At 62.1% G+C, this 18414-nt stretch carries 9 protein-coding genes; 3 read left to right on the forward strand and 6 right to left on the reverse strand.

The features are described 5' to 3' along the window. Nucleotides 1–62: 62 nt before the first annotated feature. The 4 genes from OZX71_RS05650 to OZX71_RS05665 form a co-directional block, all read right to left on the reverse strand. Nucleotides 63–3392, reverse strand: a complete 3330-nt coding sequence (locus OZX71_RS05650) for a DUF5695 domain-containing protein (protein ID WP_277159639.1) — start codon at nt 3390–3392, stop codon at nt 63–65. Between the two features lie 116 nt (nt 3393–3508). Next, entirely contained in the window at nt 3509–5884 is a 2376-nt protein-coding gene (locus OZX71_RS05655; RefSeq protein ID WP_277159640.1) for a beta-L-arabinofuranosidase domain-containing protein, read from the reverse strand. Between the two features lie 120 nt (nt 5885–6004). After that, nucleotides 6005–7825 carry a CocE/NonD family hydrolase gene (locus OZX71_RS05660; protein ID WP_277159641.1) on the reverse strand — a complete coding sequence of 607 codons (1821 nt, stop codon included), beginning with the start codon at nt 7823–7825 and terminating at the stop codon, nt 6005–6007. A gap of 127 nt (nt 7826–7952) precedes the next feature. Then, nucleotides 7953–9308 (reverse strand): alpha/beta fold hydrolase, encoded by a 1356-nt coding sequence (locus OZX71_RS05665; protein WP_277159642.1) that lies wholly within the window; start codon nt 9306–9308, stop codon nt 7953–7955. Nucleotides 9309–9595: 287 nt separating this feature from the next. On the opposite strand from OZX71_RS05665, the gene OZX71_RS05670 reads away from it, so the two are divergent. After that, nucleotides 9596–12307 (forward strand): histidine kinase, encoded by a 2712-nt coding sequence (locus OZX71_RS05670; RefSeq protein ID WP_277159643.1) that lies wholly within the window; start codon nt 9596–9598, stop codon nt 12305–12307. 330 nt (nt 12308–12637) lie between these two features. Next, nucleotides 12638–13522, forward strand: a complete 885-nt coding sequence (locus OZX71_RS05675; RefSeq protein WP_277159644.1) for a response regulator transcription factor — start codon at nt 12638–12640, stop codon at nt 13520–13522. A gap of 111 nt (nt 13523–13633) precedes the next feature. Here the strand turns inward: OZX71_RS05675 and OZX71_RS05680 are convergent, their stop codons facing one another. Further along, nucleotides 13634–16279: an FtsX-like permease family protein gene (locus OZX71_RS05680; protein ID WP_277159645.1), complete on the reverse strand. Its 2646-nt coding sequence runs from the start codon at nt 16277–16279 to the stop codon at nt 13634–13636. A gap of 54 nt (nt 16280–16333) precedes the next feature. Further along, complete coding sequence (locus tag OZX71_RS05685; RefSeq protein ID WP_277159646.1) at nt 16334–17329, reverse strand: ABC transporter ATP-binding protein; 996 nt, start codon at nt 17327–17329, stop codon at nt 16334–16336. A 170-nt stretch (nt 17330–17499) separates the two neighbouring features. Here OZX71_RS05685 and OZX71_RS05690 point away from each other — a divergent pair, with 170 nt between their 5' ends. Next, nucleotides 17500–18411 (forward strand): hypothetical protein, encoded by a 912-nt coding sequence (locus OZX71_RS05690; RefSeq protein WP_277159647.1) that lies wholly within the window; start codon nt 17500–17502, stop codon nt 18409–18411. Nucleotides 18412–18414 lie beyond the last annotated feature (3 nt).

An 18414-nucleotide genomic window follows, 5' to 3' on the forward strand; every position in this document is an offset into this window, starting at 1 on the left:
GTGGCTGCATGGAACGCACTCTGATACGTTCCGCACAGCCACCTGCCGTCAACTCCGAACACTCAGCCGACGACCAACTTCAACATGCCGTCATGGACGGGCAGGTTCAGATCGGCACCGTTGTGGCCGCCGATGGTGATGCCGGTACCGTCGAAGGTCGAGACGTGCGCCCTCGCGCCGTCGGCGCAGTCGGTGACCTCGAGCGCGACGTGAGTGCGGCCCTCGGCATCCTTCGAAACGGTGGCCTGCGTGTAGCGGGCGCCGTCGAGTGTGACGTTCAGGCGCTTGCTCTCGGAGGCCACGATGTGGAAGCGGCGGCCCACGCCGTCGGCCGGGGTCAGGTGCATCGCGCCATCGGCCGCGTCCTGGCCGTCACGCCTGCCGCCATAGACGATCCAGCCGAACACCGGATCGTCGGCCACGATCATCGCGGCGCCGCGCAGATAGCCGCAGTAGCCGAGATCGATCTCGCAGCCATACTGCCACACGCCGCGGTACGAGGGCTGCCCCAGCCACGTGGTGGTGTAGGGCGTCGGCTCGTAGCCGCCGCTCGAGGCGCCCTGGTTGGCCTTGCCGCCAAACCAGTAGCCGTAGTCGCTCTGCTCGTCGCCCGCGTTCTCCAGGGCCCACGAGCTCATCAGGGAGGCGGAGGCCAGGCGCAGCAGGGCGAACGGCGAGCCGTCGGCGTAGAGCGCGTCCTCGAGCAGCGACCAGCCGCCCATCTGCGACATGTAGCTCAAGGTGTATTGCGCCACGTCGTTGCGGATGTCGGAGCCGGTGATGAAGTAGCCGTTCTCCAGCCAGCCGCGGCAGGCGATGTTGCAGGCGCGCTGGTAGTCGTCGAAACGCTCGACGTCGCGGCGGCGGTACGACAGCACGCTGCGGCGGTCGCTGTTCCACGTGGACATCGCGTGGGTGCGGCCCCAGTCGACCACGGCCTGCGTGGACTCGAAGCCGGTGGTGTCGAAGGCGTACTCCGAGCCGAAGAGGTTCTTGCCCTGGCGGATCAGGAAATCGGCCTTGTGGTTCCAGAACTCCTCAAGCTGACTGGCCCTGGCCATCTGGCCCTCGGCGCGCAGCGCGGCGATGACCTCGGAGATGATGACCTCGTTGTAATATCCGGTCTTGTAGGGCGAACGGTTGTCGAGCTCGCCGTCATAGCGGTAGTCCAGCTCGTCCGGGTAACGGTACATGGCGATGAACGTGCCCCATGCGCGCTTCAGGTACTCGTCGGCGTTCAGGGCGGTCCAGTCGGGGTGGCGCTTGGCCACCTGGTACATGCCGAACCATGTCTGCGCCACATGCGGATAGTCCCACAGACGCCAGATATGCGCGTGCTCGCCGTTGGTGAGGTTGCGCTGGTCGCGCAGCGTCTTCCAGTCGGGCACCCCATAGACGCCGTACGGATAGTCGTCGGTGTCCCGACGCTGCAGGCCGCCCCACACGAAATGTTCCAAGTACTCATCGAGCGCCTCGACCTGCTCGCGGTCGGGACTCACGGCGTTCTTCGCCGAGAGGAAGGCGGGCTTGGAAAGGCCCGGGTCGTCACAGGTGACCTCGTAGATGCGCCAGCCGGAGATCTGGTCGTACTGGTCGGGGTTGAGTACCACGCCGGTGCGCGTGTTGCGCTCCTGGAACAGGCCCCGGTACCATTTGGAGTCGTCATGGTTCTGCAGCGAGGTGATGTAGTTGGCGCGCTCCTCGATCAGCTCGCCGACCGGAAGCGTGGAGAAAGCCTGCAGCCAGCCGACCCGGCCGTCGCCGTAGTGCACCGTCAGCAGGTTCTCGCCCAGGTGCGCCATGCCCACCGCGTAGATGGTGCGGTAGGTCTTGCGACCGGAGCCATCGGCGCACACGCCGAGCTCTTGCTCGCTGACCTTGCGAATCGCGGTCTGGTCGGGGTACTGGGCCGTCAGCTCGACATGCTGGTAGATAGAGTCGAGCTTCAGCAGCATCTCCTGGTCGCGCGGCACGGTGTAACCGGGGACGGCCTCGATGTCGACCTTGCCGCGGGCCACGAGCTCGGCGCGGGCCGCCTCGTAGTCGGGCTCCCAGACGAAGTCGAAGGTGAAGTCGCGGGTTTGCCTGGCCTTGAGATCGATGGTGCCGGTCGGCAGGTTCCAGCGCCCGCCCTCGTGGGTCGAGGCCTCGGCGGCGGCCGTCTGAGCGCACAGGTGGACGCGGTAGCCGCCGGCGCCGTCGCCCTCCGAGTCCGGCTTGGACTCGAGGTCGAAGAACTCCCAGCTAGCGCCGTCGCGCGGCACGCACATCAGGTAGGGCGGCTTGCCGTCACTCGGCGTGGCCATGGTGAACGAGTTGTCGCCGGCCACCTGCGTGTGGCGGATCATGCGCTGGGCGGCGTCGATCTGCCAGTCCATCTCGCAGTTGAACGGCAGCTTTACGTTGAGGTCGGTCAGGGTGGCGGGCTTGCTGCCGGGGTTGATCAGGCGCAGGGTGTAGCTCAGGGTGCGTCCCTGAAGGCGGAAGGCCATGCCGACCCCGATCGGGCCGTCGGTGAACTTCAGGTCGCCGTTGTCGTCGAACCGCCCGCGCTTGCCCGAGGTCGCGTATTCGGTGCCGTCGGCGAGGCTGTAGGCGATGTCGCCGAACGGAACCTTGGGGTCGATCGCCTCGATGCTGCCGTGCGGCTCGGTCAGGCTGGAGAGGCGCCCGTCGGTGATGACCGCGGCCTGGTAGCCGTTGGCCAACTCGCGACTGACGTCCACCCGCTTGGGGTCGTCGACCATGTAGTGACGCAGCATCCGCATCCCATTGGCCCCAGCGGCAAAGCCCAGCGGAGTCTTCTGGAAACGGATAAGGAACTCGGCCACATCTTCCTGGCTTACGGCCTGCGCCATCAGGAAGGTGAAGGTACGGGTCTCGCCCGGCTTGAGGTCCAAAGCACGGGTCGGGGTCGCGAAGCGGTACCCCGCGTAATCGGCGGAACCCCTGCGCGCCTTCGAATACAGATAGCAGCGGTACGCGAAGCCGTCGCCGAGCGCCTCGCACAGCTCGACTTGCGCGGTGTAGTACGGCGCGATCACCAGACGTACCCCGTCCTCGCCCTGCGGCCCGGACAACAGATAGCAGTCCGAGGACTCGAAGCAGCCCGTTGCCGTGGCGGACGCCGCCGCATCTTCCAGCCGGAAGTCGACGGACAAATCGTCGATGCAGGCGGCCTCGTCCCCCGTGTTCCTCACGTCCAGGTCGTACTTCACGTACGTGCCCTTGGGATCGGCCTCGAACCGGCCGGAGCAGTCGAGCGTCGCGAAATCGCCGGCTCCCCCGCTCCTGCCGCCCATCGTCACCATGACGGCGGGCTTGCCGAGCCTCCAGACGCTGCCCTCATCGCCGTGAAGCGTTATGCCATTACCTTGTTTTTCAAACCGCAATGCAGTCCCCATTCACCAAAACAAACGGCGCCACCGGCATGTCGTCGATGGCGCCGAACCTTACCAAAACGCAGGCCACCCCGCGGTTCCAGCCGCGAAGTGGCCTACAGCAACCTTCAGCACACCTTCATATACATCTGGTAGCATTCCTGATCCAGTTGCTCCAACGGCACGAAGCGTGTTCCGGTCGCCTTATGCGCGAACGTCAGTCCGTCGCCCTCGCGGGTGAACGCGGCGTCAACGTCCTTCGAGTCGACCGGCAGCGACAGGAAGTCCGTCTTGTCGCTCAGCGCGGCCAGCACGTACGGGCCCCACGCGACCGCCGCGATCTCGGGCTTGTCCGGAGTAGGCACGACGCGGAAGTGCGGGTCGAAGTCAAGGTTGATCGAGGCGCCGTCGAAACCGGAGCGGCCCAACGCCTCAGCGTCGAGCACCAGCTCGGCGCCGTCGTTACGCAGCATGCCTGCCACGGTGGCCTCGTCCAGGCGCTTGCCGTCGACCGTCACGCGCACCTTGCCGCGGGTCCAGCCGGGCACACGCAGCCAAATCTGGTCGTAGCCGGCACGCTTTACGTCGATGGCCACATGCTCCGGGTGCTTGTCGTCAAGCACGACCTTGAGCGCCAGGCCGTCCTCGGCGTCGTCGAGCGTGCCGTTGAGGTACATCCTCACCGACAGTGCACTCTTCGAACCCTCGCGCGCACCGACGTAGTAGGCGCCCTGCGCATAGTAGAAGTGCGATTCCAGGCCGGTTCCGTGGCAGCAGCTGTTTTCCTCGTCGAACTCCTTGTGGCCGCCTGGCTGCGTGGGGAAGAAGTAGATGCTGCCACCGCGAGGCACCTTGTCGGTGGTGGCGGCGATGTGGTTGACCACCGTGTCCTCGTAGTAGTCGCCGTAGCTGGCCTTGGGCTCATACTGTTCGAGCGCCGTCGCCAGCTTCAGCAGGTTGTATGAAGCGCAGGACTCGGCGGTGTTCTCTGTCAAGAGGGAGCCGATGTGGTCGGGCTGATGGAACATCTCGCCCTGACCGACGCCGCCGAAGGCGTAGGCGTGGTGGGCCAGCACCGAGTCGAAGAAGAATTCGGCCTGGTCGAGGTAATAGCTCATGCCGGTCTGCTTGTAGAGCTCGACCGAGCCGATGACCTGCGGGATGTGCTGGTTGCCGTGCATGCCGCCCAGCGCGTCGATGTGTTCGCGCATCGGCACCATCAGGCGGTCGTTGTCGAACATGCGCGCGGCCTCGAGGTGCTCCTTCTTGCCCGTGACTCCGTAGAGCTTGGCCATGGATTCGTTCATGCCGCCGAATTCGCCGGCGATGTACATGCTCCACATGTTCTGCAGCTGCTCGTGCGGCAGGCGAGAGAGGCGATCGTAGACCCAGTCGCCCACCTTTGAGGCCACATCGAGTGCGGTCTTGTTGCCGGTGTAGTGGTACGCGTCGAGCAGGCCGGCCAGAATCTTATGCAACGTGTAATACGGTGCCCAGATGTCCGGATACGGCGCGTAGGTCTCCAAGAGGTCGAACTGCTTCTCGGAGTACGCGGAAAGGAAGCCGGGTTTGAATCCGGGGAGCTTGGAGAACGCGTCCTGCACTTCGGCCAGGCCGTCGACCAGATAGTCGGCCTTGCGCTTCATCTCGGGCTCGCCCGTGGCGGCGTACGCCAGCGAATACCCCGAAAGGTAATGGCCGGTGGTATGCCCGCGCAGGTTGGAGTCCGGAGCGTCCCAACCGATCATCGCGTCGGCGCCCTTGGTATCCAAGCCGCTGGCCTTGCGGAACTCGTAGAGCAGCTGGTCGCAGTCCACGGTCTTGAGGAACGCGACGCGGTTGCGCTGGTTCCTGGCCAGGAAGCCGTCACCGGTCAGACGCACGTGGCTCAGATCCACGGCGTTGAGCTTCGGGGTGGCGTCCACGACCTGAACCGGGTCGGACTCGCCGACCGAGACCGTGCCGGTCACCTTGATCTCGCTACCGTCGATCACACCTGTGTACTGCTTGTCGCCGAGCTCGTCGGAAACATGGTCTACACCATCATCCCAGTTGACGCGCTGTGAGACAGTATTGCCATCCTCGGTGAGCACTGCCACGAACATCGGCAGATAATACTTCACCCCGCGTTGTGCCTTGATCTTGACAGGATAGACCTTCTTGACCTTGATGTCGTTGGCCTTCTCGAGCACCTTCACGGTGAACTCGCGCGTGGCCGAGGCCGAACCGAGCGTCACCGTGGCCGTCAGTCGGACGTTGCGGTCTCCCCGGCCGTAGTCCGGCATGTGCACCTTGCCGTCTGGCTCTATCCATCGCGAATCGCTGGTCTGCCACGAGATCGACGTCCCCGAAGCACCACGGACCGGCAGATTCAAATCAAAATCAACAGTGCCTGTATTGCCAATGTAGATCAGCTGCGCATCGCGCGCGACCGCTTGTTCATCATCGGAAGGCGACGGTCCGCCATGCGTCTTCACATCCGACCTCTCCTGCTCACTCATCATTCCTCCTCATTAGGGGTTGTTGCGGTGGCCTCGAAGCCACCGCCGAGTTTCCCCTCGAGTATAAGGATGATACTTATGCCTCTGTTGTATTTGAGTGTGCGATTAGGTGGATTTTTCCCTTTAGCGGGCACACGGAGAGGCAACCGCGTTGAAACGCAGACGGATGGCATCAAGCCGCACCTCGTAATCGCAATCGGGCACCTGCGCCAGGCGCTCGGTGTTGTTGCAGATCATCAGCGCCATGCGATGGCCGGCGCGAATCAGCGAATCAGTGGCCAGCATCGGGATACGCACCGTGATCCACTCGTCCTGGGGTGCCGGAACGTGGTGGTCGAAGCCCTCCCTGTGGTCGGTGGATATCCAGCCGCGGGTCACCACACGGGAGATTTCCCGGGATTTCCTGGGAATCCACACCTTGTAGACCGCCTTGTCCTGCGGAGTCGTCTGCCAATGGACGGTGCGCTGCTGGTCGATCTCGACCATCGCATGGGTGTCCGGCCCCGGCTCGATATAGGTGCCTTCGCCGTATTCGATCAACGACGCGCAGAGGTTGCTGCGCGGCACGCTCGCCTTGACGCTCACCTCGACCTCGACATGGCCGGAGACATGCATGTCCTGCTGCAATGGAGCAGAGACGTAGAGCAACCGTTGAGCATCGGCCTTGTCGCACGAATAGGCGTCGACCAGCTCATTGATTCGGCCGCCTTTGAGACTCGCCACCAAACTTGTCTCGCCCGTGCGCGCCTCCGAATCCGCGCCGACTGCCTCGACCAGCTCGCCGAGTCGCGGATCCTCGCCGCCCGAGACACGGTAGACGTGCATGCTCGCCTCCGGTTCGGGCCAATTGGAACCCTCGTGCCAATTGCCGTCGATGTCCTCGACGCTGGCGATGGGCTCGTCCATGATGCCGTTGTCGATACCCTTGAGCCAGTACTCGAACCAGCGGTCAAGCGTGCTCATCCACACGTCGTTGCGGAAATCGAACGGATCGTCGTGGCCGTATTGGTGCACCCAGATCTTCCTGGGCACCCCGTTTTCGCCGAGTTCACGCCAGTAGTCCTCGACCTGGTTCATCATCACGTTGAGGTCATTGACTCCATGGACGATGAACACGCTCGCCTTATAATCCTTGGCATGGCTGGCGTAATTGCGCTGCGCCCAGAACGCGTTGTAGTCGAGGCTCGCCTTGTCGGACCCTTCGCGCAAGGTGTCGAGCCCGCCCATGAGGTTGAAGCGTTGGAGCTTGCCGTCGGCCGTCGATTCCAGGCTCTGTGCGAAGTTGTCAGGCTCGAACCAGCCACCGTCCGCATCGTCGCCGTCGAGCAGCGCCGCATTGGGATGATACCAGCGATATTGGCTGCTGATGGCGGAGATGGGGACGATGGTGCGCAGGCCTTCGATGCCGGTGGCGGCCATAGCGTTGGCGACGCTGCCGTCGTAGGACTTGCCGATCGCGCCGACCAGCCCGTTCGACCAATACGCCTTCAGCTCGTTGTCCGGAGTACGCCGCTCACGGGTCATATAGCCCTTGGCACGTCCATTGAGCCAATCAACAACGGCGTTTGCGCTGGCAACGTCGTTGGGGCCGCCGATGTCGCAGAAGCCCGCCGAAAGCGAGGTGCCGGCCGTGGCGAGCAAAATCACCGCATAGCCGCGCGGCACGAAATAATTGTCGTAGAAAAAGGGATAGCAGCTCAGGGTGCTGTTCCACACATCCTCGGGATGCTCGTACTCGTTCTTCTCCCCGTGCCGCTCATAGAGGGCATAGTACGGGCTCGGGTCCATGATCGCCGGTATCTTCTCCTTGCCGTCGAGTTCGGCGGGACGAATGATGTCGGCCCTCACCAAATCGTTACGACCGTCATGGTCGGTGTCGACCGGCAGCTCGATGTACACGAACTGCCGTATCGCCTTCTGATAGGAATAGCGTTCCTCTGACATGATTAATCTCCTTTGAAATCCATCGTTGAACTGCCCGATACACTGACCACGAGCCGACGACATGAACTTGTTCTTTCTTCACAGTGCACAACATACCGGACGAAACAGGCACTTTGCGCGCCAAAATCTAACGCAGACCTTTCAAATCTCCGCGGTCCAGCGCCTGACGATACAGATGGTCGAAGACGTCAGGACCGACGAAAAGACCGTCGTGCTGGTATTCGTTGGTGACCCAGGCGTGGGAATTGCCCACGCGCGAAAGCATGTCGAGCTGCATGCCGGAATCGACATACAGATCGTCGAAATAAACCGCGGCCTGCAGCGGAACCTCGTTGCGCTTGAGCTGGGTGGTGTCGTAGATCTTGCCGAAACGGGTGTCGCCCATCAGTTCTTCGACCGCCGCCTTGAACGGGCGCAAGGCCTTTTCCTGCTCGAACATCCAGGGGAACACCGCCTCTCCGGTGAACAGCAGCGGACGATGGCGGGCGTCGAATTCAGGATGCTCGTCGCGCACCTGCTGGGCCGCCCAGCCGATGGGCTCTTCAAGCTCGCCGTCGGCGTAGATGAACTCCTGCAGCGGCCAATACAAGGCGTTCGACGACGTGGTCTCCATCACGGATTCGAGGAACCGGTCGGAAAGCGGGGAACGGCTTTTGGCCGAGTCATCACCGGCGGTAAAGGCGGTATCCATCAGCCAGTGCAGTCGCTCGGGGCCGGGCTGCATGCCGAAATCTCTGCCCAGAGTCTGCAGGCGTTCGACACTCAGCGGATCACCGTTGGGCAAGGTGATGGCCGCCTTCCCTTTGCGCGCGGAGAGTTTGTCGGCGACCGCGGCCACACGGTCGACGTCCTGGGGGTAACGCCGATAATAAAGATGGGTCTTTTGCACCATTCTCGGGAAAGTGTGTTCGTAGACTTCGCGGGCGTTGGCCGGGATATGCGGGATGCCGCCCATCGTAAAGCTCGCGCTCAGACCTTCGGGATACAGGGAAAGGTAGGCCAGCGTCAGGAACCCGCCATAGCTCTGCCCGAGCGTCACCCATTTTCTGCCGCCGAATTCCGTACGGCGCAGATGCTCAAAATCACGCACGATGGAACCGGCCAGGAAGGCCTTGAGATATTCGGCCTGACGATGGGCGCCTTCGATATTGCCCATCACATTGGAATCGACGCAGGAGGAACGGCCGGTGCCCCGCTGGTCGGGCAGGACGATGCGGAAATGCTTGATCGCCTCGGCGATCCAACCGTCGCTCGACGGATTGAGCGGGCGCGGTCCGGCACCTCCGGGCCCACCCTGAAGGAAGACCAGCAGCGGCAGATCGTCGTGGACATGCTCGGGGGCGGTGACCACCCGGTAGAACAGGCTCAATGATTCTCCGGCGAACCCCTTGCCCGGATCACTGTCGCGCCAATCGAGCGGTACTTTTATGGAATGGTCCTCAACGGCGAGCCCAGGTACATAGTATTTGGCCAACAGTGTCATGTTCGTCTCCCCAACTTCGACAACCGACGAATGTGTTGATTAACAGTGTAATAGTGCATGGAACATATAGGTCAAATCGTTTCCACTACGTGACATGGCAACGACAAGTCCCGCAAGAGAGCAAACCGGCATATGAAAGATATACTGCCGGAACACGGAACACGAACGAGGGACAGGCTGGTTGCCCTTTGCCTTTACATCGACGGCGATGGCGACGCCTCGCAGCCCACGCCTTCTCATCCCTGCGCACGATAGCCGCGATGCCGCCGAAGCGATACGCTTGAGGCATGACGACATTACGGCGGTTCGGGGCGTGGCTTGCGCGCAACCAGATGGCGGGAGACGCGCTTCTGGCGCTCGTCGCGCTGTTTTTCGCGCTTATCAGCACCACCACCGACGAAGGCGGGCTGTGGGTCAGCTATAGCGAGGGCTGGCAGTTCGCATGGTCGTGCGCGCTGATCGTGCCGGTCATCTTCCGTCGCCGTTATCCGCAGGTCGCGGCCCTGGCATTCGCGGGTCTTGCCGTCCTGCAGCTGCTCTGCGGGCCGGGCTACGTCTTCGGCGACACCCTCGCCGTGGTGATGCTGTATTCGGTGATCGTCTACGGCGACCCGTCGCACAGCAAGGCCTTCATCGTTCTGGCCTTCATCGTAGGCGGTGCGGCGGCGCCGATCATCACCTGGGGCATGGAAATAGGACCCGTGCACAACCCTCACCAAGCGGGCGACACCGCAAGCTACACCTACTATTCCTGCCAAAGCGTCTACACGTCCGGCTTCAACGCCACCTGCAGCAGGAATTTGGCCGGAACCGTCTTCTTCATGCTCGTCGGCATCGTCACCATGCTCGCCGCCGCCTGCTTCATGGGCTACTGGTCGCGCACCAGACTCGACAACGCGCGGCTGCTGCGCGAACGCAACATCGCCTTGGCCGCCCGCGGACAGGAGGATCTCGACATCGCCCGTACCGCCGAACGCGCCCGCATCGCCCGCGACATGCACGACGTGGTGGCCCACACCCTCTCCACCATCATCGTCCAATCCGACGGCGGCCGCTACGCCGGGGCCCATGACCCGGCCAAGGCAAGGGCGATCATGGAGACGATCAGGCACGAATCGCACAAGGCCCAACGCGACATGTCGGATCTGCTCAGCACCTTCGGCGGTGCCCCGCACCTCGGCTATGCTGACATCGCCGCGCTGGCCGCCCAGGCCGATGCCACCGCACACGCCACGGGCGGCTCGGTGAAGCGGATCGTAGAAGGCGAAGCCAAGCCGCAGCTTCTCGGCGGCAAGGCGCAATCCGCCATCTACCATGCCGTGCAGGAAGCGTTGACCAACGCCCGCAAATACGCCGGCAAAGGCGTGGAGGTCACGGTGAGGGAAATATGGGACGACACAACGCTGCGACTTGCCATAGAGGACAACGGCAACGGGGCGGCCGCGGCGATGGACGGGCATCGGCCGGGCATCGGGCTGACCGGCATGCGCGAACGCGTCGAGGCTGCAGGCGGACGAATGCAGGCCGGGCCCAGAATAGGCGGCGGGTTCGCCGTCGAGGTGCGCATTGCGTTAGGCGGGAGCGGTGGCTCCCACCGAAATAGCGATAAAAACGCGAATCATCACGACAGCGAAGACGACAACGGCAATCGCCATCAGAACCTCGACGCCATCGAACGCAGGGCAACCGAAAATGCCGATGCCTTTCCGTACGAAAATACCGATACGCCCGTCTCTTCTCCAGACGTCACCGACCAGACCGGCAGATACACCCAGTCAACGAACAGCACGGCATCGCTTCCTAGACCATCGTCCGACGCCCGTTATCCCGAACTCATAGAAGACGAACCGGATCCCGAATCCCGGCACGCAAGCATATTTCAACGGTTCTCTTCGCTCTCACGCCGCCTCTACTCTGCCGACGAACCGCGTAACGGCAGCGGCACCGGCAATGGTGCAACCGAACACGCAGACCTCAATTGGGTGGAACGCATCTCACGCTTCTTCGCACACCACTATCTGCTCGCCGACATCATCCTCGCGGCCGTTTTGCTGTTGCTCGCCGCCCCGTCAGGCCTCATCACGTTCCGATACGGAGGCGCAAACGTCGGCTATACCATGGTCTTCGGCACCACTGAACGGGCGTCGACGCCTCAGCTGCAAATAGTCGATTTCGCCATCGATCTTGCCGGGTTCACCGCCCTGGCCTTGCGACGCCGGCTCCCCCAATGCGCCGCCGCACTCATGGTCGCCGCAGCAATGGTCTCGTTGATCTTCTGCGCGGATATACCGGTCGTCGTGCTCTACGCCCCGATATCCCTGTATTCGGTATGTCTTTATGGCAAAGGGCATTCCCGCCGTTGGGCCGGTCTGGCCGCGGTTGTAGGATCGGCGGTATTCGGCATCCGGTTCAGCGGATCGTTCGTCGGCTATCCGACACTGGTGGATTGGGTGACGAACCGGCAACGGTACGCGGTCTACGGCAACCGCGGAAGCTATCCCTTTGAAATCGCCATGTTCGTCATCATCGCGCTGGCCATATGTGCCATGGCCATCACCGCGGCGTTGTGGACGCGCGCGAGCGGAACGAACATGATGGTGCTCGAGGCCCGGCACCAGGCGTTGGAAGCGGAATCGAAACGGAAACAGATCGCGGCGGCCAACCACGAACGCGAGCGCATCGGGGCCCAGATCCGCGGCGAGGTCAGCGAAACGTTGACCGGGGTCATCGACAAGGCCGACGCGGGCATCGCCATGCTCGACCGGGATGCGGCGGCAGGCGTTTCCACCTCGCCGCAGGCCATCATCGAGGCGTTCCGCTCCATCGGCGAACAAGGGCGTGAGTCACTGGCCCACATGCGATCGCTGCTGCGCGTGCTGCGTGAGACCGGCGGCAGCGACGACAACCCCGCCGCCTCCCAACCGCTGCTGCATCCGGTGGCCGTCACCGCGCCCGAACGCATGACTAGCGAGGGACACAGCACCGACGCCGACCGTTGAAGCGCACGTCACGCATTCAACATCCTCATGTGAGAAAAGTGCACTTTAGCATGGCTGAAACGCACTTCTTGCACACGTCAGGTCGAAAAGTGCACTTTACCTTTGCTCAAACGCACTTCTTGCACACGTCAGGTCGAAAAGTGCACTTTACCTTTGCTCAAACGCACTTCTTGCACACGTCAGGTCAAAAAGTGCACTTTACCTTTGCTCAAACGCACTTCTTGCACACGTCAGGTCAAAAAGTGCACTCAAGCGAAGCCGGAACACACTTTCCCGCTATGGATATGCAAAACATGCGCGTTGCCGCAGCGGTTTGCTAGAGTGGAAGGCATGAGTGAAACGCAGCCTATCCGAGTCCTTATCGCCGACGATCAGGAGCTGGTGAGAGCGGGTTTCGCGATGGTCATCGATTCACAGGACGACATGCAGGTGATCGGGCAGGCTTCCAACGGCGCCGAGGCGGTGTCTCTCGCGCTCGATCTCAAACCGGATGTGGTCTTGATGGATGTGCGTATGCCCGGCACCGACGGCATCGAGGCAACCAGACTCATCATCAACGCCGAGCGCGAATCGGGCAACGACGTAGCGAAAACCCACGTCATCATCTTGACGACTTTTGACCTCGACGAATACGTGATGAGCGCCATCGACGCCGGAGCCTCCGGGTTCCTGCTGAAGGACACCGAACCGGAGACCCTGCTCTCCTCGATTCGCACGGTCTATCAGGGCAACGCCATCATCGCCCCCACCGCCACCAAGCGACTCATCGAGAAGATGGTGGAAGGCAAGCTCGGTGCCACCCGAATTGCCGCGCGTGAAGCCCAATCGGAAGGCGGAACGGCAGTCGATTCCATGAGGCGCCGCATATCGGATTCCACAACCGCCGATGCGGATAGCGGCACACGTGCCAATGACGAAACTCCATCCGCAAACGGCCCGGGCAACACTGGAAACCGGCAATCCACAGACGCCGGCAACGGCGACGGATCTCACGACGCCGCGTCATATCATGACCCGGCGGTCGAGACGTTGACCGACCGCGAGCGCGAGGTCCTGGTCGAAATCGCGCACGGCCTCTCGAACCAGGAAATCGCCGACAAGCTGTGTATCAGCCTGCCGACCGTCAAGACCCACGTCGCCCACATCCTGCAGAAAACCTACTCGCGCGACCGGGTGCAGGCCGTCGTCTTCGCCTACGACAATGGGTTGGTATAGGCGCGATTTTCCGGCTATAAGGCAACACAAAGGTCCTGTTCATCTCCCTTATCTGAGAGATCAACAGGACCTTTATTCGATTCACCACTTCAGATGGCGGCTTGCCCCATGCTACGCCTCGGCGAGCGCCTCGACCGGCGGGGTCTTCACCGCACGTCTGGCCGGCAGGATACTCGAAGCCAACGCGGCGAGGGCGGCGATCAGCAGGACGATGCCGTTGAACTTCCAGTCGAAGAGGTAGGCCGTCTTGCCGTAGAGGGTAAAGACCATGTAGGAGCCCAGCCAGCCGAAGGCGGTGCCCAGGACGACGCCGACCACACCCGAGACCAGCGCGATCAGCAACGACTCGCAGGCCAGGGAACGCCGCAGCTGGCCGCGCGTCATGCCGATGGCGCGCAGGGTGGCCGATTCGCGGGTGCGTTCGATCACCGAAAGGCTCAGCGTGTTGGCCACGCCGATCAGCGCGATGAGCACGGCGACGGCGAGCAGAGCGACCAGCACCCTCATGATGGTGTCGATCTGCGTATCCCACATGACGCGTTCGGCGATCGGACCGGTGATGTTGACGCCATCGGTGGAGCCCAACGCGTCCTGCACCGCCGCGAAGGTGTCGCTGACGCTCGCCGCGTTCATGTCGAACTTGGTGAGCAGCATATGCCCATCACTCTTGACCCCATTGCCGGCAAGCACCGACTGGTCGACGAAAACGACCATGGAATACATGCTGGTGAGCTTGCGGTAATCGACCTGCTTGACCTTCATCGCAGGAAGTTCGACATCGTTGTTCGAGCCGTTCTGGCCGACATCGATGAAATGGACCGTGTTATTGGTAAAGTGCACTTTCTTGCCGGTTTGGGCGTTGTAGAGCGGAGCGAGCGCCGTGCCCGGGGTGATGGCGACTCCGGAAAGGTCGGCGTGCATCACCTTTTGCAAGGCCTGCTTGTCGTTGACGCCGACCAGTAGGGCACTGAGCTTGCGCTCCGATCCCGTACTTTCGATACTCGCCGTGGCAGTAGGCGCGTAGAACGTGCCCGAAATGCCCTTGAGCTTAGCCACTTTGTCGGCCGCATGTTGGCTCAGGCCGTTGCCTTCGGCCACCATATCGACGCTGTAGCGCGCGTCAAGTGTGGAATCCATGGTCTGTTTGCCGCAGGCCGCACCGGTGGCGATGGTGGAGACGAGGGTGACGCCGATCAGGAGGGCCACTCCGGTGGCGGCGACACGACGCGGGTTCTTCTGGATGTTGCCGTCGGCGATCTTGGCGGCCGGACCGACGTGGGCCACCAACGCTCCGATGCCGCGCATCAGCACCGGCAACCAGAAGGTGGCGGTGAGGGCCAGGCCGATGAAGAGCAACGCGCAGCCGCCCACGGCGGAGAGCAATGCGAATTCGTAAGTGGTGTCGTTGCCGTTGCGGGCCGTGTGGGTCAACACCTCAGGAATCTTGCTGGCGCCGAGCGCACAGCAGACGACGCCCAGGATGATCATCAGGCTGCCGAGGATGCCACGCACCCGTCCGGCTTTGCGCGTATCCGTGATTTCCAGCGGACGCAATGCCTCGAGCGGCGTCACGGAGGTCGCGGAACGCGCGGAGCCGATGGAGGCGAGCACGGTCATGACGATGCCGAAGACCAGCGGCACGACGATGACCGGCCAGGAGATAACGAGCTTCATCCTGTCGCCCTGGTCGCCCAACGACATACCGACCTTGGTCATCACTGCCATAAGGCCTATGGCGACCACAATTCCCAGCGCCGAAGCGATGAGTCCCAAGGTGCCGGCCTCGAAAAGCACGGAACGATAAAGCTGGCCCTTCTTCGCGCCGATGGTGCGCAGCAGGGCGAGCGTGCGGCGACGTTGGGCGATCAAGACCTGGAAGGTGTTGGCGATGACCAGGGCCGCCACGAACATGGCGAGGATGGCGAATACCATCAGGAAGATCTTCACCGGCGAGCTGCCGTTGGAACTCAGCGATTGTATTTCCTGGTCGCCGATATGTTGACGGGTATCGACGGTCATCTTCTTACCGAGGATCTGCTTGATCTGCGGGATGGCCGTGGCCGATTTGGACGGATCCACGTTGACCAGCAGGCCGTTGGAAGGAACGTCGTTGAAGGAATCGACATGATAGAGATCCGCCAGCGCCTGCGGGGAGACCAATGTCGCTCCGCCGTACACGGTGTAGCTGCCGTTTTGGTCGTGGGTAAGGCCGACCAACTTCGCCTTGACGATTGGAGCATTGCTGGAATCGTAGATCGAAAGGGTGAGTTTCACCGTGTCCCCGATCTTCAGGTGCAGCTTGTCAGCCATGGTTTCGGGTAAGGCGGCTTCGACGGCCTTTGTCGGGCTATGGCCTTTGACCACCTCGACCGGCTGAAGCCTGGTATTGCTGGAGCCCAGGCTGTACATGGTGGTGGTCGTCGTGTCGCCCTTCTTGACGTGTCCGTCGCCGTAGACCAGTGGTTGCACGCCGGTGACGCCATCGACCTTCTTGACCTCGTCCATCTTCAAGGCCTGGACGGTCGGCGACGCGTCATCGCCCGAGGTGTTGCTGTCAGCCTCATTCGAATTATCCATCAACGCCACGTAGTCGGCCTGCATGAAGCGCGAGGTCATCTGCGTGCGCAGCGAATCGTCCATCGCGTTGCCGAACAGGAAGGTCGCGGCGATGAAGGCCGTGCCGATCAGGATGGCGATGCCGGCGGGGATGAGCATCTTCCCGCTCTTTTTCATCAGTTTGAGTGTTACCGAAAACATTGTTGGTTCCTTAGTCTGCTGCAGGTATGGTTGCCTGATGGGATACGTTTCGCTTCATCGCGAAGCCCGCGCGTGCCTGGGCTTGCCATCCATCAGCTGGCTCATCGTGGGCATCGCACCCTGTCGGGCGGCGCGTTCGCTCTCCTCCATCAGCAGCTGGCTCATGTGTTCGGCGGTGGGGTGCGGTTCGTCGGCCACGATCCGCCCGTCGGCGAAAACGATGGCGCGGTCGGCGTAGGAGGCGGCCACCGCGTCGTGGGTGACCATGACCACGGTCTGTCCGAACTCGCGCACACTGCGCTTGAGGAAACTCAGCACTTCGGCGCTGGAGACGGAGTCGAGGTTGCCGGTCGGCTCGTCGGCGAAGACGACCTGCGGCTTGGAAATCAGGGCGCGGGCGATGGCGACGCGCTGCTGCTGGCCGCCGGAAAGCTCGTTCGGGCGGTGCTTGAGACGTTGCGTCAGGCCAAGGGTTTCGACCAGCGTGGCGAACCACTGCTTGTCGACCTTGGCACCGGCCAGCGTCAGGGGCATGACGATGTTCTGTTCGGCGGTAAACATCGGCAGCAGGTTGAAGGACTGGAAAATGAAGCCGATCTTGGTGCGACGCAGCATGGTGAGCTGGTTGTCGTTCATCTTCGTGATATCCTGTCCGCCGAGGACGACGCGGCCGCTGGTCACCGAATCGAGGCCGGCGAGCGTATGCATCATGGTCGATTTGCCGGAGCCGGAAGGCCCCATAATCGCGGTGAACTTGCCTTGCTCGAAGCCGACGTTGACATTGCGCAACGCGTGTACCGCGTTCTCGCCCTTGCCGTAGTCCTTAATCAAATCGATGGCCTCCACCGCGAATTCCTTACGTTGATGGGGCTGCGGTTGAAGCTGCCCAGGCTGCGGCGGAATGAACGAGGGCGCCGTAATGGCGTTATTGGCGTCGGCGCCGAGATTGCCGGCGTTCGTATTCACGTTACCATTGCCGCCTGCGTTCGGATTGATAATGCTGCGAAAATCGTTGCGTGCGTTGCCGCCGTAGAAATTGCTGGGGTTCATGTGGACTCCTTTGTTGAGGTCATTGCTTGTCTGTTACCTCAAATACTAAAAGAATCCGTCCGTCTCCCCCATCGTGCTCAGGAATGAATTATCACCGTCACCAAGCAGATAGCATCCTGCAAATCATTCTCGAGGATGATTCAGAAGAGACAGTTGCCAAAATGGATAGAATGGTTGACAAATGCGTAGGCGACAACCACGGAAGAGAGCAGAGGATGGCTGAGGAATACGGGCTTCAAATCACGACCCGACTAGGCCAGGGAGTGACCGAGGAGATATTGAAAGATCCCAAAGGCCTCGACAGAATCGACGAAACCGGAATCAAGCGGCTGCAGCACCTGCAAAAGCTCCTGCAGCTGGTCTGCGACCAGTATGGCGCACGACTGAACATCGATGAGGGATGTGAGGACGTGGTGTTCCTCCACGTTCCCGGCGTCGGAGACCACGAATACCCCGAAGACGCCTGTTGGTTCAAAGGCATCACCTGCTGGAAGAACCGGGGCGAGGCCTACGGATTCGTGGCGACGCGCGGCGGTTATTCCGTATATTCAGCCGGCATCGAACGCAGTTACGTTCTCGACTTTGAAGCGCGGCTGACCACCCCGCAGGAAGCGGCCCTATGGCTCGCTCAAAAATTCGATGAGACCGACAATTTGTTGTTTTGGCGAGACCGGCCCACATCCGAACGCAAAAAAGAACTGGACGACCTTCATGACTTCTGTACCGAAGACCCGGGATGCCGGGGATACGGCAGGCCATGGCAACTGCCGGCGATTATCACCAGACACGTGAGCCCCTCGCTCTACAGCGTGGGGCGGCGCGAGCGGGGCAAGGTGTGCGTCTTGCGCAGGCACGGCGGCTACGCCTTGGAATACACCGCACCGCACGGCGAGATATACCGCCGAGTCGAAGACGACTACCGTCAGGCAATCTGGTGGTTCGCTCAAGGGGTATGGCGCATGCAAGCGGTCCAAGGCCACATCTGGCAATTCGGGCTCGACACCGAGGCCATCGACGACCGGGTGCTGCTCGGCCTCGCGTTCTACAATGCCGAGCATCTCCTACTGGAGCGCGACAAATAGGCA

It is taken from the genome of Bifidobacterium sp. ESL0764, from assembly GCF_029395515.1.
GTDB lineage: Bacteria > Actinomycetota > Actinomycetes > Actinomycetales > Bifidobacteriaceae > Bifidobacterium.